Raw genomic sequence first — 21,326 nt, 5'->3', positions numbered from 1 at the left:
CCGGTTGCGGGGGGTTGTGTGCGGTTCATGGGCCTCTCGCGGGGGGGTCACGAGTCGGGATGGGTGGGGGTGGTCGAGCGGTTACTGGCCTTGCTGGTCCAGGGACGTGGCGTACTGGTCCAGGGTGCCGTCGGAGATGGCCTTGCCGATCCGTTGCATGGCGTCGGTGTCCGCGACGATGATCGACTGGCCGTCCGCGGAGGTGCCCACGCCGTTGTTGGGCACCGTGAACATGTGGATGTCACTGCTGCTCAGGCCCACGAGCTTGGGGGCCTGTTGGGCGATCCACCCGGAGGTGAGGCCGTCACTCACGGTCAGGTACGGGGAGATCTCCTTGACCACCTCGTTGAGTTTCAGCGGATTGGTCAGGGTGCCGGCGCTGACGAGCTTGTTGATCATGGCCTGCAGGTACGCGCGCTGATTGCGCACCCGCTGGTAGTCACCGTCCGAGAACGCATAGCGCTCCCGCACGAACGCGAGCGCCTGTTCCCCGCTCAGCTCCTGGGGCCCGGCCTCGAAGCGGTGTCCGTCCTGAGAAGTGAAGGCCTCGGGGACGTTGACCGTCACCCCGCCCAGGGCATTGGTGAGGCCTTCGAAGCCCGCGAAGTCCACGAGCGCGACCTCGTCCACGCGGGTCCCGAAGTTCTGCTCGATGGTCTCGACCATGAGCGGCATCCCGCCGTGGTCCAGGGCGGCGTTGATCTTGGACTCCCCCACCCCGGGGATGTCCACCCACGTGTCGCGCATGATGGACATGACGTACATCTGCCCCCCGTCCTCGGGGATGTGCAGCAGCATGATGGAGTCCGCGCGGGAGCCGGTGACGTTGGGGTCCACACCGTCGGGGCGCTTGTCCGAACCCAGGAGCAACACGGTGGTGCCGGCGTCCTGGGCGGAGCCCTTGGCCGGGCGGGCCGACTCCTCGGGGAACGCCGATTCCAGGGTCGAGGCCCCACGATCGAAGTTGCGACCCAGGTTCCACACGAACAGACCGGCGACCACGCCCAGCACCAGCAGGAGGGCCAGCACCGTGAGCAGGATGTTGCGTCCGGTGTGTTTTCCGCGCGGGCGGGACTGTTCTTCGTCGAACTCGAACTGGTTCATGGACACGTGGCACTCCGTGGGTGGGGGGTCGGAATCGAGCGACACTCACCGGACAACGCTGCCGCCACGGCGACGCTGGGGATCACGTCCCGGGGGCGGGCCGTCGGTCAGCGGAGCCGTTGATTGCTATCGCACATAGTACCTACGGCACGCGGTGAATCCATCCCTCGGTCCCGAATTTGTGCTCCACCAGCTCCCGGGCGGCGGCGAGTTCGCTGTCTGAGACCTTACCAACACCGGCCGAGTAGCGATGCGTGAACGTGCGGGTCAGCGCCGAGATCACGTCCCGGCGGGCCAGCCCCGTTTGGCGTCGCAACGGGTCCACGCGCTTCTTCGCGGAGCGGGTGCCCTTGTCCGAGAGCTTCTCCTTGCCGATGCGCAACACGTCCGTCATCTTCTCGGCGTCGATGTCGTAACTCATGGTCACGTGATGCACCATCCCGCCGTTGGCGAAGCGCTTCTGCGCCGCTCCCCCGATCTTGCCCTGGGGCGTGGCGATGTCATTGAGTGGTACATAGAACGCCTCGACCCCCAGGTCCGCGAAGGCCTGCATGACCCACGCGTCCAGGAACGGGTAGGAATCCGCGAAACTCATCCCGTCCACCAGGGTCTGCGGCACGTACAGCGAGTACGTGATGCAGTTACCGGCCTCCATGAACATGGCCCCACCCCCGGAGACCCGGCGTACCACCTGTATCCCGTGACGCGCGGCCCCCTCCGGGTCCACCTCGTTGCGCACGGACTGGAACGATCCGATCACCACGGCGGGCTCGTCCCAGTCCCAGATCCGCAGCGTGGGATGGCGGTGTCCCGCGCCCACCTCCTTGGCGAGCACCTCGTCCAGCGCGAGGTTCTCGAGGGTGGGGCGCACCTGCGCGGGGATCACCTCCCACGCGTGATCGGACCAGCTCGTGGCCCGGTCCAGCGCGCGGCGCACCGCGATCACCACGGCGCGCGCGTCGAAGCCGAACAGCACAGCGTCGCGCGGCACGGCCGCCTCAATCCGCTTGACCATGTCCTGCGGGGACGTGTCCTCGGCCAGACCGGTCAGAGCCGCATTGATGTCCGCGAGCGCCTCGTCCGGTTCCAGGAAGAAGTCCCCGTTGATGGACACGTTCTCCAGGTGTCCGTCCGTGACGTCGAAGTCCGCGACCACCAGTTTCCCGCCGGGGACCTTGTACTCCCCGTGTGCGCTCGTCGTGTTCATTCACTGACCTCCGCTGCGTGTGGTGGCCCGGGGCACCCCCGGTGTGGCCTTCGGGGTGGGGGTCCCGTCCCTGGAGGGTGACGCGGTGGCGCTCGGCCGGGCCGTGGCGTGTTTCGTCTCGATGGTAAGCACTGTGGTGGTGCCGGCGGGCAGCGAGACCGCGAACGACGTCGCTCCCGACCGCACCCCAGCGACCTCGGGTCGGTCGGCGGGCGGGGTGATGGGCAGGCCGTAGCCGTCCACGCTCACCGCGCCGTCGGCCGAGGGGCGTAGTGCGTTCTCCACGCTCAGGTGCACGCGCGGGTCCGCGGGGTACGACGGCGTCGCCCCCGGTGCGGCGTCGTCCGTCGCCTGCTCCCCGGCTGTAGCGCCGTCGGGTGAGCCCGGGGCGTCCGCGGCGTCGCTCACCGGAGCGGTGGCGCGCCACGAGCCGCCGCGCAACTGGGACTGCGTGACGCGCTGCACCGGCCCGGGCGTGGTGACCGTGGTGGTGCGGGGGCCCGCGGTGGCCGGGTCCCGGAAGTCGGAGAGCACGAGCGAGGTGCTCCCGTCCGCGTGGGTCACCGCGAACGCCGTGAGGTCCTCGGACCCGGTGCGCGCCGGAGTCATGGTGCCCTGCGGAATGCTCGCGATCAACGCGAGCGCGAGGCCGTTGGCGCGCAGCCCGAAGCGTTCGCCGGGCGAGCCCACGGTGCCGTCCGAGCACAGCGGGGACATGGGCGGGCCACCGTGGCACGGGCCCAGGGACGAGTGCGCGGTGACCCGTTCCGCGGCGAGCGCCTGGACCCGGACGGAGTAGTCGGCCTGGTAGACGGCGGCGGCCAGGGTCTCCGTGATCTGGTTCCCGCCGGGGCACGAGGACAGCGATGTCTCGGTGATCCACAGCGGTACGCGGTGCTCGTCCGCCACGGAGCGGGCGCGGGAGACCAGGGCGTCCACGCGCTCGCGGGTCTGCGGGGCCACCGCGTTGGTCACCGTGGGCTTCTGCCGGGTCCACCGCGTCCCGCACTCGGAGAGTGGGTATTGGTGCAGTGCGAGCGCGAAGGGAGCCGTGCCCGGGGCCCCGGCGGCGATTTCCCACCACGGATCGGAATAGGCCCCCGGTGCCACGATGCGCAGGTGCGGAACCTTCCGGTGCACCGCGCGGGCGTAGGCGGTGAGTTGACGAGCGTAGACCGTCCGGTTCCACTCCGGTCCCTTGACGTTGAGGGGGTCGTCCGAGCCCCGGTGAAACCCGTTGGGCTCGTTACCGATCATCAGCCCCACGAGCCGGTCCCCGAACGCCGCACGCGCGTGCGCCGCCAGATCTGCCGCCCGGTCCGGGTCGTAGCGGGCCAGGTTGGCACTCAGGATCACGGACGTCCCCGTACGGCGGGCGAGGACCGCGACGCGTTCCAGGTCCGTCGGGGTGACCTTCGTGATCTTCTCCCCCTTGGCCAGGGGCCAGTCGGTGGGGATCGGTTCGTCGGTCGAGGTGAAGAAGAAGCGCCGGTCCGTGGAGTTGCCACCGAAGCGCAGGGTCGGTTCATGGAGGGACTGCAGGATCGAGACGAGGTCGTGATTGTCCTCCTCCAGCCGAGGGTCCGCCAGATCCGTGGACTCCAAGGACAGCCCCACGGAGCCGTGCCGGTAGTCCTCGTCCCCGGGACTCGTCCGGCCCAGGGTCACCCGCACGGTGGGATCGTTCTTGCGGGGTGCACTCCCCGGATAGGTCTCGGGGATGTCCCGGGCGGCCGCCACGAGACCCGGGTCCACGGCATGCAACGGCGCATTACGGGCCACCCCGGGAACGGGTCCGGTGGGCTCGGGCGCCGACGACGCGGACGGGTCGGGCCGCGGTCCCGCGCAGGCGGTCGCGCACAACAGGACGGTGCTCAGAATGGCGAGCGCGCGGCGTCGTACCGGGAGCCTGCGGTGTGGGAGGGACGATGCGCTCGACCCGGAGCGCGCGGGGGCCTGCGACGAACGGGACGGATTGGGTGACGGTGCGGTGCGCCCCGGGGTGACGGGAGGGCGGGGGGAGGTCCTCACGGGCCCAGCGTACCGGGATGCGCGCGGCCCGGATCGACTGTGCGTCGCCACGGGCGTATCATAGTGCGTTGGTGTGCCCACGTTCGGGTGCGCCGCATCCGAGCAACGCCGTGCCTGGCAAAATCCAGACACCTACAGAAGGTTGACACCATGAAGGCTGACATTCACCCGGATTACCACCCGGTCCTGTTCCGCGATCTCGCGTCTGGCAAGGTCGTGCTGACCCGTTCCACCGCCACCTCCTCCAAGACGGAGACGTGGGAGGACGGCAACGAGTACCCCATCATCGAGGTGGAGATCTCTTCCGAGTCACACCCGTTCTACACCGGCAAGCAGCGCATCATGGACTCCGCCGGCCGTGTGGAGCGCTTCAACCAGCGGTTCGCGAACTTCGGGAAGTCCGGCAAGTAAGTCCGAACTTCTCCTCCGACGCCCGGTCCACCCTTCGGTGGGCCGGGCGTCGTCGTGTGCGGGCACGTGACGACATGAAATACGCAATCGTCATCAAAATGTGATCTCTCCCCTAGGATGGTCGAGGCTCTATCCCCCCAGGTTCCGGTGCTCCCCCTCCTTCGTGCCGGGACCACCGAAAGGTCTCCCCCACCTATGAGTTCTGCACACCTGCACTCCCCCCTGCCCCCTGCCACAACTCCCCCGTCGACTGGTTCCATGGGCGCCTTGGTTCGCCGCGCGGTCCTGCCTCTCGCGGTCACCGCCGCATTGGCACTGACCGCACAACCCGCCGTGGCCGCACCCACCAACCCTGCCGCCGGCCCGGACGCCCCCGCCGCCACGGTGCCCTCCGATCCGCCCACCGAATCCGATCGCGTGATCGTGAAGTTCCGGGACACCGCGGCCCCGGAAGCCGCCAAGGAGAAGGTCGTGGACACCGCCGCCCAACAGGCGCTGGGTGACACCAAGACCCCCGAGGTCGAGGAACACGTCAAGCAGACCACCACGCGAGCGGACGTCATCAAACTGGACCGCGAGTTGGACGAGTCCGAGCAGAAGGACCTCGTGCGCCAGATCGAGGCCAACCCCGCCGTCGAATACGCGGAAGCGGACCGGCTCGCCTCCGCGTCCTGGGTGCCCAACGACACCTATACCCAGTTCCAGTGGAGCCTGCTCCCCCAGCAGGGCGGCGTGAACTTCCCCGCCGCGTGGGACATGTCCCGCGGCAACGGACAGACCATCGCCGTGCTGGACACCGGGATCACCCCGCACGGGGACTTGGGCTCCAAGGTGGTGCCCGGACGGGACTTCATCAACGACACGAACCTCTCCCGCGACTACGACCTGCGTGACGCCAACCCCCGCGACGAGGGCGACTGGAGTGCTCCCGGCGAGTGCTCCGCCGGAGCCCGCAACTCCTCGTGGCACGGGACCCACGTGGCCGGTCTCGCCGCCGGTGTGACCCACAACGGTGCGGGGATCAGCGGCGCGGCACCCGGCGCCAAGATCCTCCCCGTGCGCGTGCTCGGCAAGTGCACCAACGGGTGGGTCTCGGACATCGCGGACGGCATCTCGTGGTCCGCGGGTGCTCCCGTGGCCGGACAGTCGGCCAACCGCAATCCCGCGTCCGTGATCAACCTGTCCCTGAACTACCCGGGCCAGTGCGGCACCACGATGCAAAACGCAATCAACACCGCGGTCAGCCGTAAGGTCCCCGTGGTCGTGGCCGCAGGCAACAGCTCGGTCAACGCCGGTGGCACGGCTCCCGCCAACTGCGCGAACACCATCGTGGTAGGCGCCTCGGACACCACGGGCTACACCGCCGGCTACTCCAACACCGGCGCGGTCGTGGACATCCTGGCCCCGGGCGGGACCGCCGCCAACCCCATGCTCTCCACCTTCAACTCCGGCACCACGGTCCCGGGTGCTCCTACGTACGGCAACCTCTACGGGACCTCGATGGCCACCCCACTGGTCTCCGGCACCGTGGCGCTCATGAAGCAGCGGGACCCCGGGCTCACCCCTGCGCGGATCGAGCAGCTGCTGACCTCCACCGCGAGCGGCCCGCTGGGTTCGCTCAACCTGGACCCCGCCGCCGCCGTGCGCGCCGTCACGCCTCGCACCACCGTCCAGGCGTCCTACACCGCCGCGGGTGGGATCGGTTCCAAGTGGCGTGCCACCGGTGGCGCCGCCAAGTGGGGCAACCCCGTGATGAACGAGGCCAACGCCGCCAACGGTGGTCGCTACCAGGAGTTCTCCAGGAACGGTCGCAAGACCACCATCTACTGGAGCTCGGCCACCGGCGCCCACATCCTGGAGAACTCCACCCTGGTGGGCAAGAAGTTCATCTCCGCCGGCCGTGAGCGCGGCTACGGCTACCCCAGCACCGACGAGATCCGCATCTCCGGCGGCGCCTACCAGGTGCACCGCAAGGGCTCCGCGCAGACCAAGGTGCTGTGGAGCCCCTCCACGGGCGCCCACGCCGTGAAGGAGACCGGAGCCATCGGCAAGGCCTGGAAGCGCGCCGGACTCGAACGCGGCTGGGGCTGGCCCGCCACGGACGAGTACACCTCCAACGGTGTGGTCCACCAGCGCTTCTCCAACGGCGTGACCGCCCACTGGACCCCCCAGCGCGCGGTGTGGACCACGCGCTGACCCCTCCCCCGGTCGCCCCTCCCTCGTGAGGGACATCGACAACACCGCAGGGCGGTTCCCTTCCCGGGGAACCGCCCTGCGGTCATTCCCGGCCCGTATCCGCCGACGGCGCACTGCCACCTCTGCGCCTCGCGCAGCTCCCAGCTACCGCCGCGCCGTCCAGCAACTCCGAGGCACTCCGGGGACACCTGGGCAACTCCTCGGCACTCCGAGGTCACGAAAGACCCCCGCGAATAGCCTCGGGGTGCCCAGAAACTCGTGGCTGGCCTTAGGGTGCCTGGACGTTCATGGGTGGACATGCGGTGCGGGGCAGCAAGATGGGCCAGGATGGCACCCGGACGAAATCGCGGCGGTCACCCTCGCGGGCGGGTCTCCCAGAACGCCACCGCGCTCGCCGCGGCCACGTTGAGCGAGTCCACGCCGTGGCTCATGGGGATGATCACGTGCCGCTCGGCGTGATGCAGCGTGGCCGCGCTCAGCCCCTGGCCCTCGGTCCCGAGGATCAACGCCAACTTCTCCGGGTGCTCGGCCGCGAGCTCGTCCACCGTGACGGCGTCGTCGGACAGGGCGAGGGCCGCCGTGAGGAACCCTGCATCCTTGACCTGCTGCAGATCCGCGGTCCAGTGCTCCAGGCGCACCCACGGGACCTGGAACACGGTTCCCATGGACACCCGCACGGCACGGCGGTAGAGCGGGTCGGCGCAGCGCGGGGTGACCAGAACGGCGTCGACGTCCAGGGCCGCGGCGGAACGGAAGATCGCGCCCACGTTGGTGTGGTCCACGATGTCCTCGAGGATCGCCACGCGCCGTGACCGTGCGAGGACCTCGGTGAGCTCGAGGGGCTCGGGGCGCTGCATGGCCGCGATCGCGCCGCGATGCAGGTGGAACCCCGTGATCCGCTCGAGCACCTCGTCGGAGCCCACGTACACGGGCACGTCGTAGCGTTCGAGCACGTCGCGCAGCCCCTCAACCCACTTCTCGGCCATGAAAAACGAGCGCGGCCGGTGGCCGGCGTCGAGCGCTCTCCGCAGCACCTTGGACGATTCCGCGAGGTAGAGCCCGCGCTCGGGTTCCAGCCGACGCCGCAGGGCCACGTCCGTGAGGCTCGTGTAGTCGGCCACGCGCGGGTCCGCGGGGTCGGTCAGCGAGACGATACGTTCGGACAGGGGCGCGGGAGTGCTCACGGACATCCTGGGAATCGGAGGAACAAGGCTTTGAACGGACTGGGTTTCGGAAGAACGGGACCCGTCGGACGACAGGAGGGGGGGGACGAGGAAGGGTCAGAACACCTGGGAAACCATGTTGATCAGCGCCACGAGACCGAGGACCACGATCACGGCGCGCAGCGCCACCGGGGACAGCCGCTTACCGATCTTGGCGCCCAGCCACGACCCCAGAGTGGAGCTCAGGGCGATGAACACCACGACCCACCAGTTGATCCGGTCGAATGCGAGCAGCACGTAGGAAACCGCCGCCACGATGTTCACCGCCGCGACCAGGGCGTTCTTGACCGCGTTCGCCGATTGCAGCGGGGCCAGCAGGAACACACCCAGGATGCCCACGAGCAACACGCCCTGCGCGGCCACGAAGTACCCGCCGTAGATGCCTGCGAAAAACACGAGCACGTACAGCATCAAGGGTTGCTTGGACCGGTCCACGGCCTCGGTGTCCGTGGCCGCCTCCCCCGCCTGCGGGGCATCCAGGCCGCCGGCCGCGGCGTCCCGGGCCTGACGTTCCTTGCGCTCGCGGACCTTGGCCTGGAGCGTGGGTTGGAATGCCACGAACAGCAGCGCGACCACGATCAGCACGGGCGCGGCCACACCGAAGACTTCCTCGGGCAGGTGCAGCAGCAGGGAAGCGCCGATCACCCCGCCCAGGATCGAGCACGGCAGCAGTTTCACCAGCGTGCGGGTCAGCCCACGCAGTTCACTGCGGTAGCTCCACGCGCCGGTGAGGTTACCGGCGATCAGCCCCATGGCGTTGGACATGGACGCCGTGACCGGGGGAACCCCCATGGTCACGAGCACCGGGAACGTCACGAGCGTGCCGGACCCCACGATGGTGTTGATCGTCCCGGCCCATAACCCGGCCACGAGGATCAGCAGCACCTGCCACCACTCGAAGCCCACGGTCCCGCCGGAACCGAAGAACTCCGTGGGGACCATGGCGGAGGACAGTGTCAGCATGGAGGCGGATCAGCGGGCGAACGCCGCGTAACGATCGGCCACGCGCACCAGCTTGAGGGGCATGTCGAAGGTGTGGGAGAGATTCTTCTGCGTCATCACCTGCGCCACCGGACCGGCTGCCACGATGGCACCCTCACGCAGCAACAGCGCGTGGGTGAACCCGTCCGGGACCTCCTCGAGGTGGTGGGTCACCATGACCGTGGCCGGGGCGGCCTCGTCCCGGGCGAGTTCATCGAGGCGCTGCACGAGCTTCTCGCGCCCGCCCACATCCAGACCGGCGGCGGGTTCGTCGAGCAACAACAGTTCGGGGTCGGTCATCAGGGCGCGGGCGATCAGAACACGCTTGCGCTCGCCCTCGGACAAGGTGCCGTACGTGCGCTCGCGCAGGGCCCCCAAGCCCCAGGCCTCGAGCAGTTCCTCACTGCGCTGGACGTCGGCGTCGTCGTACTCCTCGCGCCAGCGCCCCGTGACGCCGTAGGCCGCGGTGAGCACCACGTTGGCCACGGTCTCCGCATGCGGGATCTGACCGGCCAGGGGTGCGGAGCTCACACCGATCCGCGGGCGCAGCTCGAAGACGTCCACCGCACCGAGGATCTCGTCGAGGATGTCCACCATGCCGCGCGTGGGGTGCAACCGGGCGGCGGCGATCGACAACAGCGTGGACTTACCCGCGCCGTTGGGGCCCAGGATGACCCACCGTTCCCCGTCCCGCACGGTCCAGTTCACGCCGTCCAACAGGGTCTTCTCGCCGCGGACCACCGTGACGTCCACCAGATCAAGCACTGAACTCATGACGGCAACTCTAGTGCCCCGCGCGCGCCGGTTCGCGGTCCGGCGCTCCGTGGCAGCCCGGCTCGGTCACAGATCCAGGAAGAAGCGCAGGGCGTCCAGGTTGGGGATGCTCACCTGGGTGTCCGCGACCTCCCGCAGCGCGGGCTTGGCCCGGTACGCCACGGACAGCCCGGCTGCGCGGGCCATGTCGATGTCGTTGGCGCCGTCCCCCACGGCCATGACGTCCTCCGGTGCCACGCCCAATTCCTGGGCCCATTGCCCCATGACCTCCGCCTTCATGGCGCGGTCCACGATGCGCCCGGCCACGCGTCCCGTGAGCACGCCGTCCTGGATCTCGAGCTCGTTGGCGGCCGCGCGGGTGAGTTCCAGGTGCGCCGCGAGCGGGTCCAGCACCTGGCTGAAGCCGCCCGAGACCGCGGCCACCGCGTGTCCCTCGCGCAGCAGGGTCTGCACGAGCACCTTGGCGCCGGGCGAGAGCCGTACGGCGGCAGCGACGTCGTCGATCGCCGAGGCGGGCAGTCCCTCCAGGACGGCCACGCGCTCGCGCAGGGACGCCGCGAAGTCGATCTCACCGCGCATCGCGCGTTCCGTGACCGCGGCGACCTCCGCCTCGCGGCCCACGTGGGCGGCGAGCAGTTCGATGACCTCCTGGCGGATGAGCGTGGAATCCACGTCCAGCACCACGAGCTTCTTGCGGGACTGGTCGAACCAGGTGTGCGGCACCACGTTGAGGTCGATCCCCGGCAGTAACTGCCGCTGCGGGTCCGGTTGCAAGGCGCGGCGCAACTGTTGCGAGTCCTCGGTCTGCACGCGCACGGTCAGGGCGTTGTAGCCCTCCACGTCCGCAGCCTGCCCGTCCGACGCGGTCCCCGTGACCCGCACCCAGTTGTGCGTCTCGACCACGGCACCGGCACGTTCCACGGCGTCGAGGACGGCTTCGGTGGCACCGTCCTCCGGGGACACGGCCAGGGCGACGACAGCACAGTTCAGGGACATGGTCGCAGTTTATCGGCCCCGCGGAAGCGCGCACAAAGAAGGCACCGGCACGACGCCCCTCGGCCCGTTCCCGGGCCTCGGGCACGTGAGCCGTGCGGCGTTAGGAAGGCTCAGCGCGGCGTCGTCGGCAGGGCGCGGTGCTTCCCGGGGCTGCCCACGCGCGAGGGCCACCACGAGCGGGGGCCGATGTCCAGGGCCAGGGCGGGCACCAGCAGCGAGCGCACGATGATCGTGTCCATGAGCACGCCGATCGTGACGATGATGGCCAGCTGCACCAGGAACAGGATGGGCAGCACGGCCAGCGCGGCGAACGTCGCGGCCAGCACGATGCCCGCGGAGGTGATGACCCCGCCGGTGGTGATGAGTCCGGCCAGCACGCCCTTGCGGTGGCCCGCGGTGACGACTTCCTCGCGCACGCGGCTCATGAGGAAGATGTTGTAGTCGATCCCCAGCGCCACGAGGAACACGAAGCTGCACAGTGGCACGGTGGGGTCTGCCTGGTTGATGTCCATGAGGTGGAACACCAGGGTGGCCACGCCGAGCGCGGAGAAGAAGGACAGCACGGTGGTGGCGATCAAGAGCACGGGCATCAGGATGCTGCGCAGCAACACCATGAGGATGAGCAGGATCACCGCCAGGATGATGGGGATGATCAGCGCGCGGTCACGTTCGGACGCGGCGATCGTGTCCACCTGCACGGCGGTGGTCCCGCCGATCTTCGCGTCGGGGGTGATCCCGGCGAGATCGTCGCGTAAGCGGGTGACCGTGGCCTGGGCCTCCTCGGAGTCGGACGCGTAGGTGAGGGTCGCCTGGATCAGTACGTCCCCGTTGCTCACGGTGGGTTCCGCGTTCGCCAGGGGTCCGCCCTGCGGCGTGGGATATGGCAGGGTCCCGTTCGGGGAGTCCTGGGCGGTGAACGCGACGGACGCGACGTCGTCGTCCTGGGACAACCGCTCGGCAACCGCCTGGGCGTCCTCCTGCGGGGCCAGGACGTACACGGGATCCCCCGCGCCGCCCGGGAAGTGACGCTCGATGACCGCCAGACCGTCGCGGGCCTCGGACTCCCCCAGCACGAATTCGGACTGCGGGACGCCGTCCGCGTTGAGCTGGCTCGCGCCCACGGCGGCGGCGCCCAGCACGACGGCGCACGCGAGCCATACCGCGCGCGACCTCCGGTCCACGAGGCGCGCCACGGAGGGCCACAGCCCCTTGTGGTCGTAGGGGTTCATGGCCTGCTCGTGGGTCTCGGGGTTCTCGTCCACGCGCGGCATCTTGGGCCACAGGGCCACCCGACCGAACAGGGCGAGCAGCGCCGGCAGCAGCGTGAGACCGGCGAGGATCGCGAAGACCACGCCCATGGCGGTGGCCGGGCCCACACCGCGGTTGGAGGTCAGGGCGGAGAACAGCAGGCACAACAGACCCGCGATGACCGTGGTCCCGGACGCCAGCACGGCGGGCACGGTGCCCTTCCAGGCCATACGGGTCGCGGTCCAGCGCGACGGCGTGTGGTGCAGGGCCTCGCGGAACCGCGCGGTGTAGAGCAGCCCGTAGTCGGTGGCCGCACCGATCACCACGATCGACATGATCCCCTGCGTCTGCCCGCTGAGATCGATCCAGCCCTGCTGGGCCAGGAAGTAGACGGTGATGATCGCCCCGCACAGCGCGCCCACGCTCGTGAGCAACACTAGGAACGGCAACAGCGGCGAGCGGTAGACGATCACCAGGATCACGAGCACCGCCACGAGGGCCACGATCAGCAGCAGCCCGTCGATACCCGCGAACGCCGCCGAGAGGTCCGCCACGAGTCCCGCCGGACCGGTCACGGCCACCGACAGTCCCTCGGGGGTGTCCTCGGCCAGTCGCTCGCGCAGGTGTTCGACCACGGTGCCGGTGTCCGCCTCCGAGCTCACCAGGGCGATGATCTCCACGGCCTTGCCGTCCTCGCTCGGGATGGGCGGGGAGACCTCCAGGACGTCCTGGATCTCACCCAGGGCCTGCGCGTTCGTCCCGATCGCGCGTAGTTGCCGCGGCGTGATCTCGTTCTCGGACTCCATGACCACGATGGCCGGCACACCGTCCGAATCCTGGAACTCCCCGAGCCGGTCCTGGACCTGTGTGGCCTGCGAGTCCACGGGCAGAAAGTCCGTCTGCGAGTTGGACACCACGTCCGAGAGCTTGCCGAACGTGGGTCCGCCCACGCCCATGACCCCCAGCCACGCAAGCACGAGCACCACGGGGATCAGCCGGCGCACCCACCCCGGCCGCTTTCCGCCCGCGTCCGGTTCGGCGTTCTTGGTGTCCTCCGCGTGCTCGGGGACGGGGCGGGTGGGGCTACTGGGCATGTCTCACCTGTGGGGTCTCGGCGCGGGGGTGGTCACCGGTCGTGCCCCCGCGGGGCCGACTCCGATGACGCTGCGCTGCGGGCAGCTACCCCCATCGTAGGGGTTACACCCGTCACCTTCGCGGTCATCGGGGGCCACAAACGCCCGCCCGTGGATGCTGGTCGTACAGTGGGTGCCCGTGGCCACCCGTTTCCAGCCCGAGCCCTCCCCGGACGACTCCTCGGCCGGGGAGGCGTCGAGCGCATCCTCCGGCCCGGACGACGGCGACTCGATGAGCAGCTGGGTCGCGTGGGCCCGTAACGCCGCACTGATGCTGGTGCTCGTGCTCATGGTGTGGCTCGCGTTCACCGTGCACCTGCCGAGCCAGGCCGAACTCGAGGCCACGATTAACGGCTACGGCTGGGCCGGCTGGCTCGTGTTCATCCTCATCTACGCGATCGTGGCAATGACCCCGATCCCCGTGACGATCATGGCGGTCACGGCCGGCGTGCTCTTCGGTGCGACCCTGGGCAGCGTGTTCTCCGTCGTGGCCGCGCTGATCGGCGGCTGGGGTGGCTATTGGCTCGCGCGGGGACTCGGGAAGCAGACGACCCGCAAGATCATGGGCAAGCACGCGGACACCGTGGAGAACTACCTCACCGGGGCGGGCTTCGAGGCTGTGGCCACGCTGCGATTGGCCCCCGGGATCCCCTATTGGCCGGTCAATTACGGATGCGGTGCGTTGGGAATCCCCCAGAGCGTGTTCCTCTCCGCGAGTGCCCTGACCGTGATCCCCGGACAGGTGGCCCTCGTGGGGCTGGGGGCGCTGGCCACGGATCCCACGTGGGCACACCTGATCGTGTTCGGTGTGGCGTGCCTGGTGAGTGTCGTGGCAACGATCATCGCGTTTCGCCGCTGGCGCTCGGTGGCCGCGCAGAACCGCAGAGGGCACTAGCCAGCGGAGGGCACCGCCGACGCCTGACCGGGTCCGCCCCGGCCCACATACATCTGCGCCCCGATACGGCAGGCTCCACGGCTGATCTGGTGCGGTTTCGGGTCTCAGATGTACTTAGCGCACCCCGCCCCCGAGACGCATCCCGCCCCGGGCGTTCGGGCGGGCATGCGAAAAACCCCCGACCCGGAACTCATGTCTCCGGATTGGGGGCTTCCCGAATCGTGTGCGCGAGGGGGGACTTGAACCCCCACCCTCTAATACGAGGACTAGCACCTCAAGCTAGCGCGTCTGCCTATTCCGCCACCCGCGCAGGTGTCCGAACCGCGGCGTTTCCGATCTCCCGGAAACCTTCTCGGCCCGTGGCAACGACAAGAAACCTACCACAGTTGCGCGGTCCGTTCGAACTCGACCGGGGCCGGACCGCGCACTCCTCGGGAGCACGGCCCGGTGCGGGTGCTACCGACCTGCCTGCGCCAGGAAGTCCTCCGCGCCACCCACGAGTTCCACGTGACCGGTGGGGACGTCCGCAGAGACCATCGCGGCGATCTCCCGGGCGAACTCATGGACGGTGTAGAGCTTCCCGGCGGCCTCGCGGCGCTCATCGAGTGCTCCCGGGCGGGCCCGGTTGAGCAGCGTGGCCGTGACGGTGCCCTCGATCATGTCCGCGGAGACCACCACGAAGCCGATGCCCTTGTCCTGCAGCTCGGACACGCGAGCCGTCAGGGTGTCTTCCCCGGCGCGCTTGGACTTGGCCACGGCCTCGTACTCGGGCATCGTCTCCACGTCGTTGATGAAGTGTGCCTGGTGGCTCGTGACGAACACCACGCGGCCACCCTGGGGAAGCGTCCGCAGGGCCTCGGTCAGGGTGTCGTTCTGGGCGTCACGGTTCAACCGCAGGGCGTAGTCCTCACCCATCTCGGTCTCCATGCCCCCGGAGGCGTTGAGGATCAGCACGTCCACGCCACCGAACTCGTCCACGGCGGCACGGAACAGACCCGCGCGAGACTCGGCGTCCGTGATGTCCGCCTGCACAGCGATCGCGTGGCCGCCGGCCTCCGTGATCTCCTTGACCACCTTGTTGGCCCGGGGGGCCTTCTGACGGTAGTTGACCACCACGTTGGCGCCCTCACCGGCGAGGATCTTGGCGGTGTCCGCGCCCACGCCTCGCGAGGATCCGGTGATGACCACGGTCTTGCCTGCCACTGAACTCATGCGGTTTCTCCTTCGAGGGGTGCGGGTGCGGGTGCGGGAATCGGCGGTATCAGTGCCCCAGGCCCAACCCGCCGTCTACGGGGATGATAGCGCCGGAGACGTAGGCCGCGGCGTCGGAGGCAAGGTATTCCACCGCTCCGGCGACCTCTTCCACGTGCCCGAAACGCTGGGCCGGGATCATGGAGAGGTAGTTGTCCTTGACCTCGTCGGAGAGCTCATGGGTCATGGCGGTGTCGATGTAGCCGGGGGCCACCACGTTGGCGGTGATCCCGCGGGAACCGAGTTCGCGGGTGATGGCGCGGGCCATGCCGACCAGGCCGGCCTTGGAGGACGCGTAGTTCACCTGACCCGGCGCGCCCGTGTACCCCACCACGGACGAGATGAAGATGATCCGGCCGTGCTTCAGTCGCATGAACCCCTTGGTCGCGCGCTGCACCACCCGGAACGCGCCGGTGAGGTTGGTGTCGATCACGTCCTGGAAATCGGCGTCCTTCATGCGCACCAACAGGGTGTCCTTGGTGACCCCGGCGTTCGCCACGAGTACCTCCACGGGACCGAACTTCCCCTCGATCTCCCGGAAGGCCGCGTTCACGGAGGCGGTGTCGGTGACGTCCGCCTGCACGGTGTACGCGCCGTCGGGCCCGTCCCCACCGGAGCGCGAGGTGACCACCACGTTGTCCCCGGCGGCGATGAACCGTTCCGCGATCGCGCGGCCGATACCTCGATTGCCTCCGGTGACGAGCACGGTGCGAGCGGCGGAGGACTGGTCAGACATGATGGAACCTTCCGTGGAGGGGCGGGCGCGGCGGGGAAGCCCACCCTCGTATCAAGACCTCACAGCATCCTAACCGGCCTCTGACCGGCGGACATCCCCCGCTTGGGCGCCACACACAACGGTGAGACAATGCTCAGAACGCTCACAGTCAGCCGTGGCAGTGTTGCCCCGCGGGTACACCCCCAGATCGTTCGCCGAAGGACCGGTTCCCATCTCACGTTCCCAGCCGCAGTCGCATGGTTCCACCGAGGTTCATTCGATCACCTCGGCGGCGGATCCGCACACCACCGACATGGCACACCGCATGAAAGTCTATTCCTTCCAGATGGCGCTGCGCGTGGTGTGCATCATCGGAGTGGTGCTGATCGACAACCTGATCGCGCGGATCCTGCTCGTGCTGGGCGCTGCGATCCTGCCGTGGCTCGCGGTCATGATGGCCAACCGCGGCGCGGACCGCTCCGAACGCTCGGGTTCCGCGTACCGCCCGCCTACCCGCACCGAGTTGCCCACGAGCGCCGAGTCGCAGGAGCGGGCACCGGATCCGGAGACCGTGGTCGTGGACGGGGAGTACACCGCCCCGCCCCCGCAGCGCGAACTGCCCCCGCCCCGCGCGGTCACGCGCCGCAACTGAAGCGGGTCCGCCCCCGCACCCACCGCACCGCACGATTTCTGGGAGGATTTTTCACCGTGGGATTCGATCTGCTCGGCTCTCTGGACCCGCAACGCCCCGCGCCCGACGACGCCGCACCCCGACCCCGCGCGGCGGCACCCGAGGCCGTGTGCTCTCGCCGGGGCTGTTCGCGTCCCGCGCAGTGGACCCTGCTGTGGAACAACCCCCGCGTGCACACCCCCGAGCGCCGCAAGGCGTGGCTCGCGTGCGACGAGCACCGGGAGCACCTGGCCGACTTCCTGGGCCAGCGTGGCTTCCTCAAGACCATCACACCGTTCGAGGCCCCCGAGGACGCGACGCCCGACGCCGCTGCGAGCCAGGACATCCCGCACGAGCCCGGCGCGGGTGACGGCCGCGCCGAGGTCGGGGACGGCGGCGTCGTCCGACCCGAGGAATCGGGGCGCACACCCTGATGCGCAAGTACAAGTTCCTGGGCACCCCCACGTGGCTCGGCTGGTTCGCGCTGTGCTGCGTAGCTGCGGTGCTGTGCCTCTACCTGGCCCACTGGCAGATGTCCCGCAACGACTACCTGGTCGCGGAGAACGCCAAGATCAGCAAGAACTACGACGCCCCGGCCTATGACTCCGCCCGCGGCATCCCCCTGTTCCAGGACTACGACGACTCGCAGACCTGGCACCCCGTGGAACTGCGCGGCACGTATGTGCCCGAGGAGACCGTGCTGATCCGCAACCGTCCGCACGACGGGCGCGTGGGGTACGACGTCCTGGTCCCGTTCCGCACCGTGGAGGGACCCGTGATCGCGATCGACCGCGGCTGGATCCCCACGGACGACTCCGCGAACGGGATGCCGTCCGCGGTGCCCCCTCCCCGGTCCGGGACCGTGACCGTGACCGCCCGGCTGCGCCCCACCGAGGGCACCGTGGACCGCGGGGCACCCGAGGGTCAGTCCGCCTCGATCGACCTGCCCGCGTTCGCCGAACGCTGGGGTGGCGCGCTGGCCACGGGCGGGTACGGAGAACTGGTCTCCGAGGACCCGCCCTCGAGCGTGACCCCGCAGGCCGGTGAACGACCGGCCATCGAGTACGGTCCGCACCTGTCCTACTCGCTGCAGTGGTACGCGTTCGCGGTGCTGGTGTTCGTGGCCTACGGGTACTCGGCGCGCCAGCACGTGAAGAACCTCGAGTGGGATCGCGCGTACGCCGCGGAGGTGGAACGCCGGTTGGCGCAGTACTACGACGCCGAGGGCAACTACATCGGGCAGATGGACGAGTCGCTGATCATCCGTCAGTTGCAGATGGCCGACGACATGCCCGCGCATCTGAAGTCGCTGTACCGACCCAAGCGCCGTCGGGCCTCCACCGGCGTGAGCAACGAAGACGAGGAGGACGCCCTACTGGACGCCCTCGAGGCCGACAGGCGACACTGAGACGCAGACCCGCGCCCGCTTACGGCACCCGAGGGAGCCGTCCAGGCGGGCGGTCCGCCCGAGCGGACGTTGCCTTGTCGGACGGGTCACCCGTGATGAAGGAGTCGCCGTGAAGATCACCGCCGCCGTGCTCGAGGAGATCGGGCTGCCGCGCCCGTACGCCGAGTCCCATCCGCTGCGCCTCCAGGAGGTGGAGCTCGCGGACCCCGGTCCGGGCGAGCTGCTGATCCAGGTCCGGGCGGCGGGACTGTGTCACTCGGACCTGTCCGTGGTGGACGGCAACCGGGTGCGTCCCACGCCCATGGTGCTGGGACACGAGGCCTCCGGGATCGTGGAGGCGGTGGGTGAGGGTGTCACGGACATCGCCGTGGGTGACCAGGTCACGACCGTGTTCCTGCCCCGCTGCGAGGAGTGCGACCAATGCGCCACGGACGGGAAGCTGCCGTGCGGTCCCGGTTCCCGCAGTAACGACGCCGGGCTGTTGCCCGGTGGTGAGCGCCGATTGCACCGCGGTGAGGAGGAGCTGTTCCACCACCTGGGGGTTTCGAGTTTCGCGACCCACGCGGTGGTCAACCGCCAATCGGTGGTGCCCGTGGACAAGGACGTGCCCCCGGAGATCGCCGCCGTGGTGGGCTGCGCGGTGCTCACGGGCGGCGGCGCCGTGATCAATGCGGGCCGTCCCAACGACGGTGACACGGTGCTCATCGTGGGTCTGGGCGGCGTGGGCATGGCTGCGCTGCTGACCGCAGTCTCGCTCGAGAAGGGCCCGGTGATCGGGGTGGACGCGAACCCGGAGAAGCTCGCGCGCGCCGTCGAACTCGGAGCAAGCGCGGTGTACTCCCCCGAGGAGCTCGCCGAGCAGGGGGTGACGGCGGCCGTGGTGATCGAGGCCGCGGGCCACCCCCGCGCGTTCGAGACGGCGGTCGCGGCGACCTCGCCCGGGGGCATCACGGTGACGGTGGGGTTGCCCTCGCCGGACGCCCGGTCCACGATCTCCCCGCTGGGGCTCACCGCGCAGGCGCGCACGATCGTGGGTTCCTACCTGGGTTCGGCGGTCCCCGCGCGGGATATCCCCGTGTACCTGGGACTGTGGCGGGAGGGGAAGCTACCCATCGAGGAGCTGATCTCCCAGCGGATCGGTTTCGAGCAGATCAACGAGGGTCTCGACGCCCTCGCCGAGGGCCGGGCAGTGCGCCAGGTCGTACTGTTCGAGAACTGAGCCCCGCCGCGCCGGGTGCGGGAGCGGCGTACGTCCCCGCACCGTACGCGCCGCGGAAAGTCCCGCGGCGCGCCAGGCCCGTTGGTCCTCCAGCGGCCGCAGCTGGACGCCCGTGCTACGCGAGGGTGATAAGGTCCTGGTAGTCCTGGCTCCAGAGGTCCTCCACGCCGTCCGGGAGCATGACCACGCGCTCGGGTTCGAGCGCCTCCACGGCGCCCTCGTCGTGGGAGACCAGGACCACGGCGCCTTCGTAACTGTGCAGCGCGTTGAGGATCTCCCGCCGGGACGCGGGGTCCAGGTTGTTGGTGGGCTCGTCCAGCAGCAGCACGTTCGCCGACGACGCTACGAGCGTCGCGAGTGCGAGTCGCGTCTTCTCGCCGCCGGAGAGCACCCCGGCGGGCTTGTCCACGTCGTCGCCCTGGAACAGGAAGGAGCCGAGGATCGTGCGCACCTGGGTGTCCTGCAGGTCCGGTGCGGCGCTCTTCATGTTCTCGAGGACGGTGCGCTCGGTGTCCAGGGTGTCGTGTTCCTGCGCGAAGTAGCCGAGTTTCAGGCCGTGACCCGCGACCACCTCGCCGGTGTCCGGGTCCGCCTGGCCCGCGAGCATGCGAAGCAGCGTGGTCTTGCCCGCGCCGTTGAGCCCGAGCACGACCACGCGGGAACCGCGGTCGATCGCGAGGTCCACATCGGTGAAAATCTCGAGTGAGCCGTAGGACTTGGACAGGCCCTTGGCCATGAGCGGGGTCTTGCCGCAATCGGCGGGCTTGGGGAAGCGGATGGCCGCGACCTTGTCCTGCACGCGTTCACCCTCGATCCCGGCCATGAGCCGTTCGGCTCGGCGGATCATCTGCTGGGCGGCCACGGCCTTGGTGGCCTTGGCGCGCATCTTGTTGGCCTGGTCCATGAGCACCCCGGCCTTCTTCTCCGCGTTGGCGCGTTCACGCTTGCGGCGGGCCTGGTCCTGGTCGCGCTGCTGGAGGTAGTTCTTCCATGTCATGTTGTACACATCCACCACGCAGCGGTTGGCGTCCAGGTACAACACCTTGTTCACGACCATTTCCATGAGGTCCACGTCGTGGGAGATCATGAGGACCCCGCCCTGGTAGGAACGCAGGAACTCGCGCAGCCACACGATCGAGTCGTGGTCCAGGTGGTTGGTGGGCTCGTCCAGGAGCATGGTGTCCGCGTCCGAGAACAGGATCCGGGCGAGCTCCACACGGCGACGCTGCCCACCGGAGAGCGTGTGCAGGGGCTGGTCAAGCACGCGCTGGGGCAGGTTGAGGTTGCTCGTGATGGTCGCGGCCTCGGACTCCGCGGCGTAGCCGCCGCCGGCCAGGAACTCGGACTCGAGGCGGTCGTAGCGGCGCATGGCCTTGGCCCGCACGGCGTCGTCCTCGGAGGCCATCTCCTCCTCCGCGCGGCGCAGCTTGGTGATCACACCGGCGAGGTTACGCGCGGACAGGATGCGGTCCCGGGCCAGCTGGTCCATGTCATCGACCTTGGGGTCCTGCGGCAGGTACCCGATCGATCCCGACCGCGTGACCTCACCCGCGGCGGGCAGCGTGAGCCCCGCGAGCACCTTGGTCATGGTGGTCTTGCCAGCCCCGTTGCGCCCGACCAGGCCCACCTTGTCGCCCTTGTCCACCCGGAAGTTCACCTCGTCCATGAGCAATCGCGCGCCGGCGCGCAGTTCGAGGTTCGTGACGGTGATCAACGGTGCAGGGCCTTTCGTGGGGCGGTCGAGCGAGTGGTCCCGGGACGACGCCGCACACCGTGCTCGGCGTGCGGCGCTTCGTGGATCGCTCCGGATGAACGCACCCGGGACAGACAGAAACCCCGTCGCTGCGGGATCCCGCACCAGTCT

Annotated in this window: 18 protein-coding genes and 1 tRNA gene; 7 read left to right on the top strand and 12 right to left on the bottom strand. The window is 69.4% G+C overall.

Annotated features, from left to right (window positions below; all coding sequences use genetic code 11):
* Positions 1–81: 81 nt before the first annotated feature.
* The 3 genes from HBK84_RS06590 to HBK84_RS06580 all read right to left on the bottom strand — a co-directional run bounded on the left by HBK84_RS06590 (position 82) and on the right by HBK84_RS06580 (position 4,342).
* Positions 82–1,104: an LCP family protein gene (locus HBK84_RS06590; protein WP_370520633.1), complete on the bottom strand. Its 1,023-nt coding sequence runs from the start codon at positions 1,102–1,104 to the stop codon at positions 82–84.
* Positions 1,105–1,246: 142 nt separating this feature from the next.
* Positions 1,247–2,311 carry a lipoate--protein ligase family protein gene (locus tag HBK84_RS06585; RefSeq protein ID WP_144931059.1) on the bottom strand — a complete coding sequence of 355 codons (1,065 nt, stop codon included), beginning with the start codon at positions 2,309–2,311 and terminating at the stop codon, positions 1,247–1,249.
* Positions 2,312–4,342 carry a hypothetical protein gene (locus tag HBK84_RS06580; RefSeq protein WP_167318478.1) on the bottom strand — a complete coding sequence of 677 codons (2,031 nt, stop codon included), beginning with the start codon at positions 4,340–4,342 and terminating at the stop codon, positions 2,312–2,314.
* A gap of 150 nt (positions 4,343–4,492) precedes the next feature.
* Between HBK84_RS06580 and HBK84_RS06575 the strand changes: the two genes are divergently transcribed.
* Entirely contained in the window at positions 4,493–4,753 is a 261-nt protein-coding gene (locus HBK84_RS06575; protein WP_035962003.1) for a type B 50S ribosomal protein L31, read from the top strand.
* A gap of 258 nt (positions 4,754–5,011) precedes the next feature.
* Positions 5,012–6,949: a S8 family serine peptidase gene (locus tag HBK84_RS06570; protein WP_240918807.1), complete on the top strand. Its 1,938-nt coding sequence runs from the start codon at positions 5,012–5,014 to the stop codon at positions 6,947–6,949.
* A 353-nt stretch (positions 6,950–7,302) separates the two neighbouring features.
* On the opposite strand, the gene HBK84_RS06565 is transcribed toward HBK84_RS06570, so the two are convergent.
* From HBK84_RS06565 to HBK84_RS06545, 5 genes are all read right to left on the bottom strand, one after another.
* Complete coding sequence (locus tag HBK84_RS06565; protein WP_167318476.1) at positions 7,303–8,133, bottom strand: RNA methyltransferase; 831 nt, start codon at positions 8,131–8,133, stop codon at positions 7,303–7,305.
* A 96-nt stretch (positions 8,134–8,229) separates the two neighbouring features.
* The gene (locus HBK84_RS06560) at positions 8,230–9,135 is read right to left on the bottom strand and encodes a sulfite exporter TauE/SafE family protein (protein WP_167318475.1); all 906 of its coding nucleotides are present in this window, start codon (positions 9,133–9,135) and stop codon (positions 8,230–8,232) included.
* A gap of 9 nt (positions 9,136–9,144) precedes the next feature.
* The gene (locus HBK84_RS06555; RefSeq protein WP_131332912.1) at positions 9,145–9,927 is read right to left on the bottom strand and encodes an ABC transporter ATP-binding protein; all 783 of its coding nucleotides are present in this window, start codon (positions 9,925–9,927) and stop codon (positions 9,145–9,147) included.
* A gap of 66 nt (positions 9,928–9,993) precedes the next feature.
* Complete coding sequence (gene serB / locus HBK84_RS06550) at positions 9,994–10,923, bottom strand: phosphoserine phosphatase SerB (protein ID WP_167318474.1); 930 nt, start codon at positions 10,921–10,923, stop codon at positions 9,994–9,996.
* A 110-nt stretch (positions 10,924–11,033) separates the two neighbouring features.
* Complete coding sequence (locus tag HBK84_RS06545) at positions 11,034–13,265, bottom strand: MMPL family transporter (RefSeq protein WP_167318473.1); 2,232 nt, start codon at positions 13,263–13,265, stop codon at positions 11,034–11,036.
* Positions 13,266–13,443: 178 nt separating this feature from the next.
* Between HBK84_RS06545 and HBK84_RS06540 the strand changes: the two genes are divergently transcribed.
* A complete protein-coding gene (locus HBK84_RS06540; RefSeq protein WP_240918805.1) occupies positions 13,444–14,199 on the top strand; it encodes a TVP38/TMEM64 family protein in 756 nt (251 codons plus the stop codon).
* 224 nt (positions 14,200–14,423) lie between these two features.
* Here the strand turns inward: HBK84_RS06540 and HBK84_RS06535 are convergent.
* The 3 genes from HBK84_RS06535 to fabG all read right to left on the bottom strand — a co-directional run bounded on the left by HBK84_RS06535 (position 14,424) and on the right by fabG (position 16,186).
* A tRNA-Leu gene (locus HBK84_RS06535) sits at positions 14,424–14,509 on the bottom strand.
* Between the two features lie 146 nt (positions 14,510–14,655).
* Positions 14,656–15,411, bottom strand: coding sequence for an SDR family oxidoreductase (locus tag HBK84_RS06530; protein WP_167318471.1), 756 nt, complete (start codon positions 15,409–15,411; stop codon positions 14,656–14,658).
* 49 nt (positions 15,412–15,460) lie between these two features.
* Positions 15,461–16,186 (bottom strand): 3-oxoacyl-ACP reductase FabG, encoded by a 726-nt coding sequence (gene fabG / locus HBK84_RS06525; protein WP_064845278.1) that lies wholly within the window; start codon positions 16,184–16,186, stop codon positions 15,461–15,463.
* Positions 16,187–16,307: 121 nt separating this feature from the next.
* Between fabG and HBK84_RS06520 the strand changes: the two genes are divergently transcribed.
* From HBK84_RS06520 to HBK84_RS06505, 4 genes are all read left to right on the top strand, one after another.
* Complete coding sequence (locus HBK84_RS06520) at positions 16,308–16,817, top strand: DUF3099 domain-containing protein (RefSeq protein ID WP_370520505.1); 510 nt, start codon at positions 16,308–16,310, stop codon at positions 16,815–16,817.
* Positions 16,818–16,873: 56 nt separating this feature from the next.
* A complete protein-coding gene (locus HBK84_RS06515) occupies positions 16,874–17,269 on the top strand; it encodes a hypothetical protein (protein ID WP_239318668.1) in 396 nt (131 codons plus the stop codon).
* A complete protein-coding gene (locus HBK84_RS06510; RefSeq protein WP_167318470.1) occupies positions 17,269–18,243 on the top strand; it encodes an SURF1 family protein in 975 nt (324 codons plus the stop codon). Before HBK84_RS06515 ends, HBK84_RS06510 begins: the two co-directional genes overlap by 1 nt.
* 109 nt (positions 18,244–18,352) lie before the next feature.
* Positions 18,353–19,462, top strand: coding sequence for an alcohol dehydrogenase catalytic domain-containing protein (locus HBK84_RS06505; RefSeq protein WP_167318469.1), 1,110 nt, complete (start codon positions 18,353–18,355; stop codon positions 19,460–19,462).
* 115 nt (positions 19,463–19,577) lie between these two features.
* Here HBK84_RS06505 and HBK84_RS06500 read toward each other — a convergent pair whose 3' ends face one another.
* Positions 19,578–21,176, bottom strand: coding sequence for an ABC-F family ATP-binding cassette domain-containing protein (locus HBK84_RS06500; protein WP_098053392.1), 1,599 nt, complete (start codon positions 21,174–21,176; stop codon positions 19,578–19,580).
* Between the last annotated feature and the right edge of the window lie 150 nt (positions 21,177–21,326).

The sequence above is a fragment of the Kocuria sp. KD4 genome (genome assembly GCF_011769905.1).
In the GTDB taxonomy this organism is placed as follows: domain Bacteria; phylum Actinomycetota; class Actinomycetes; order Actinomycetales; family Micrococcaceae; genus Kocuria; species Kocuria marina.
The sequence above is the reverse complement of the archived record's forward strand: the minus strand, read 5'-3'. Positions and strand labels throughout refer to the sequence as shown.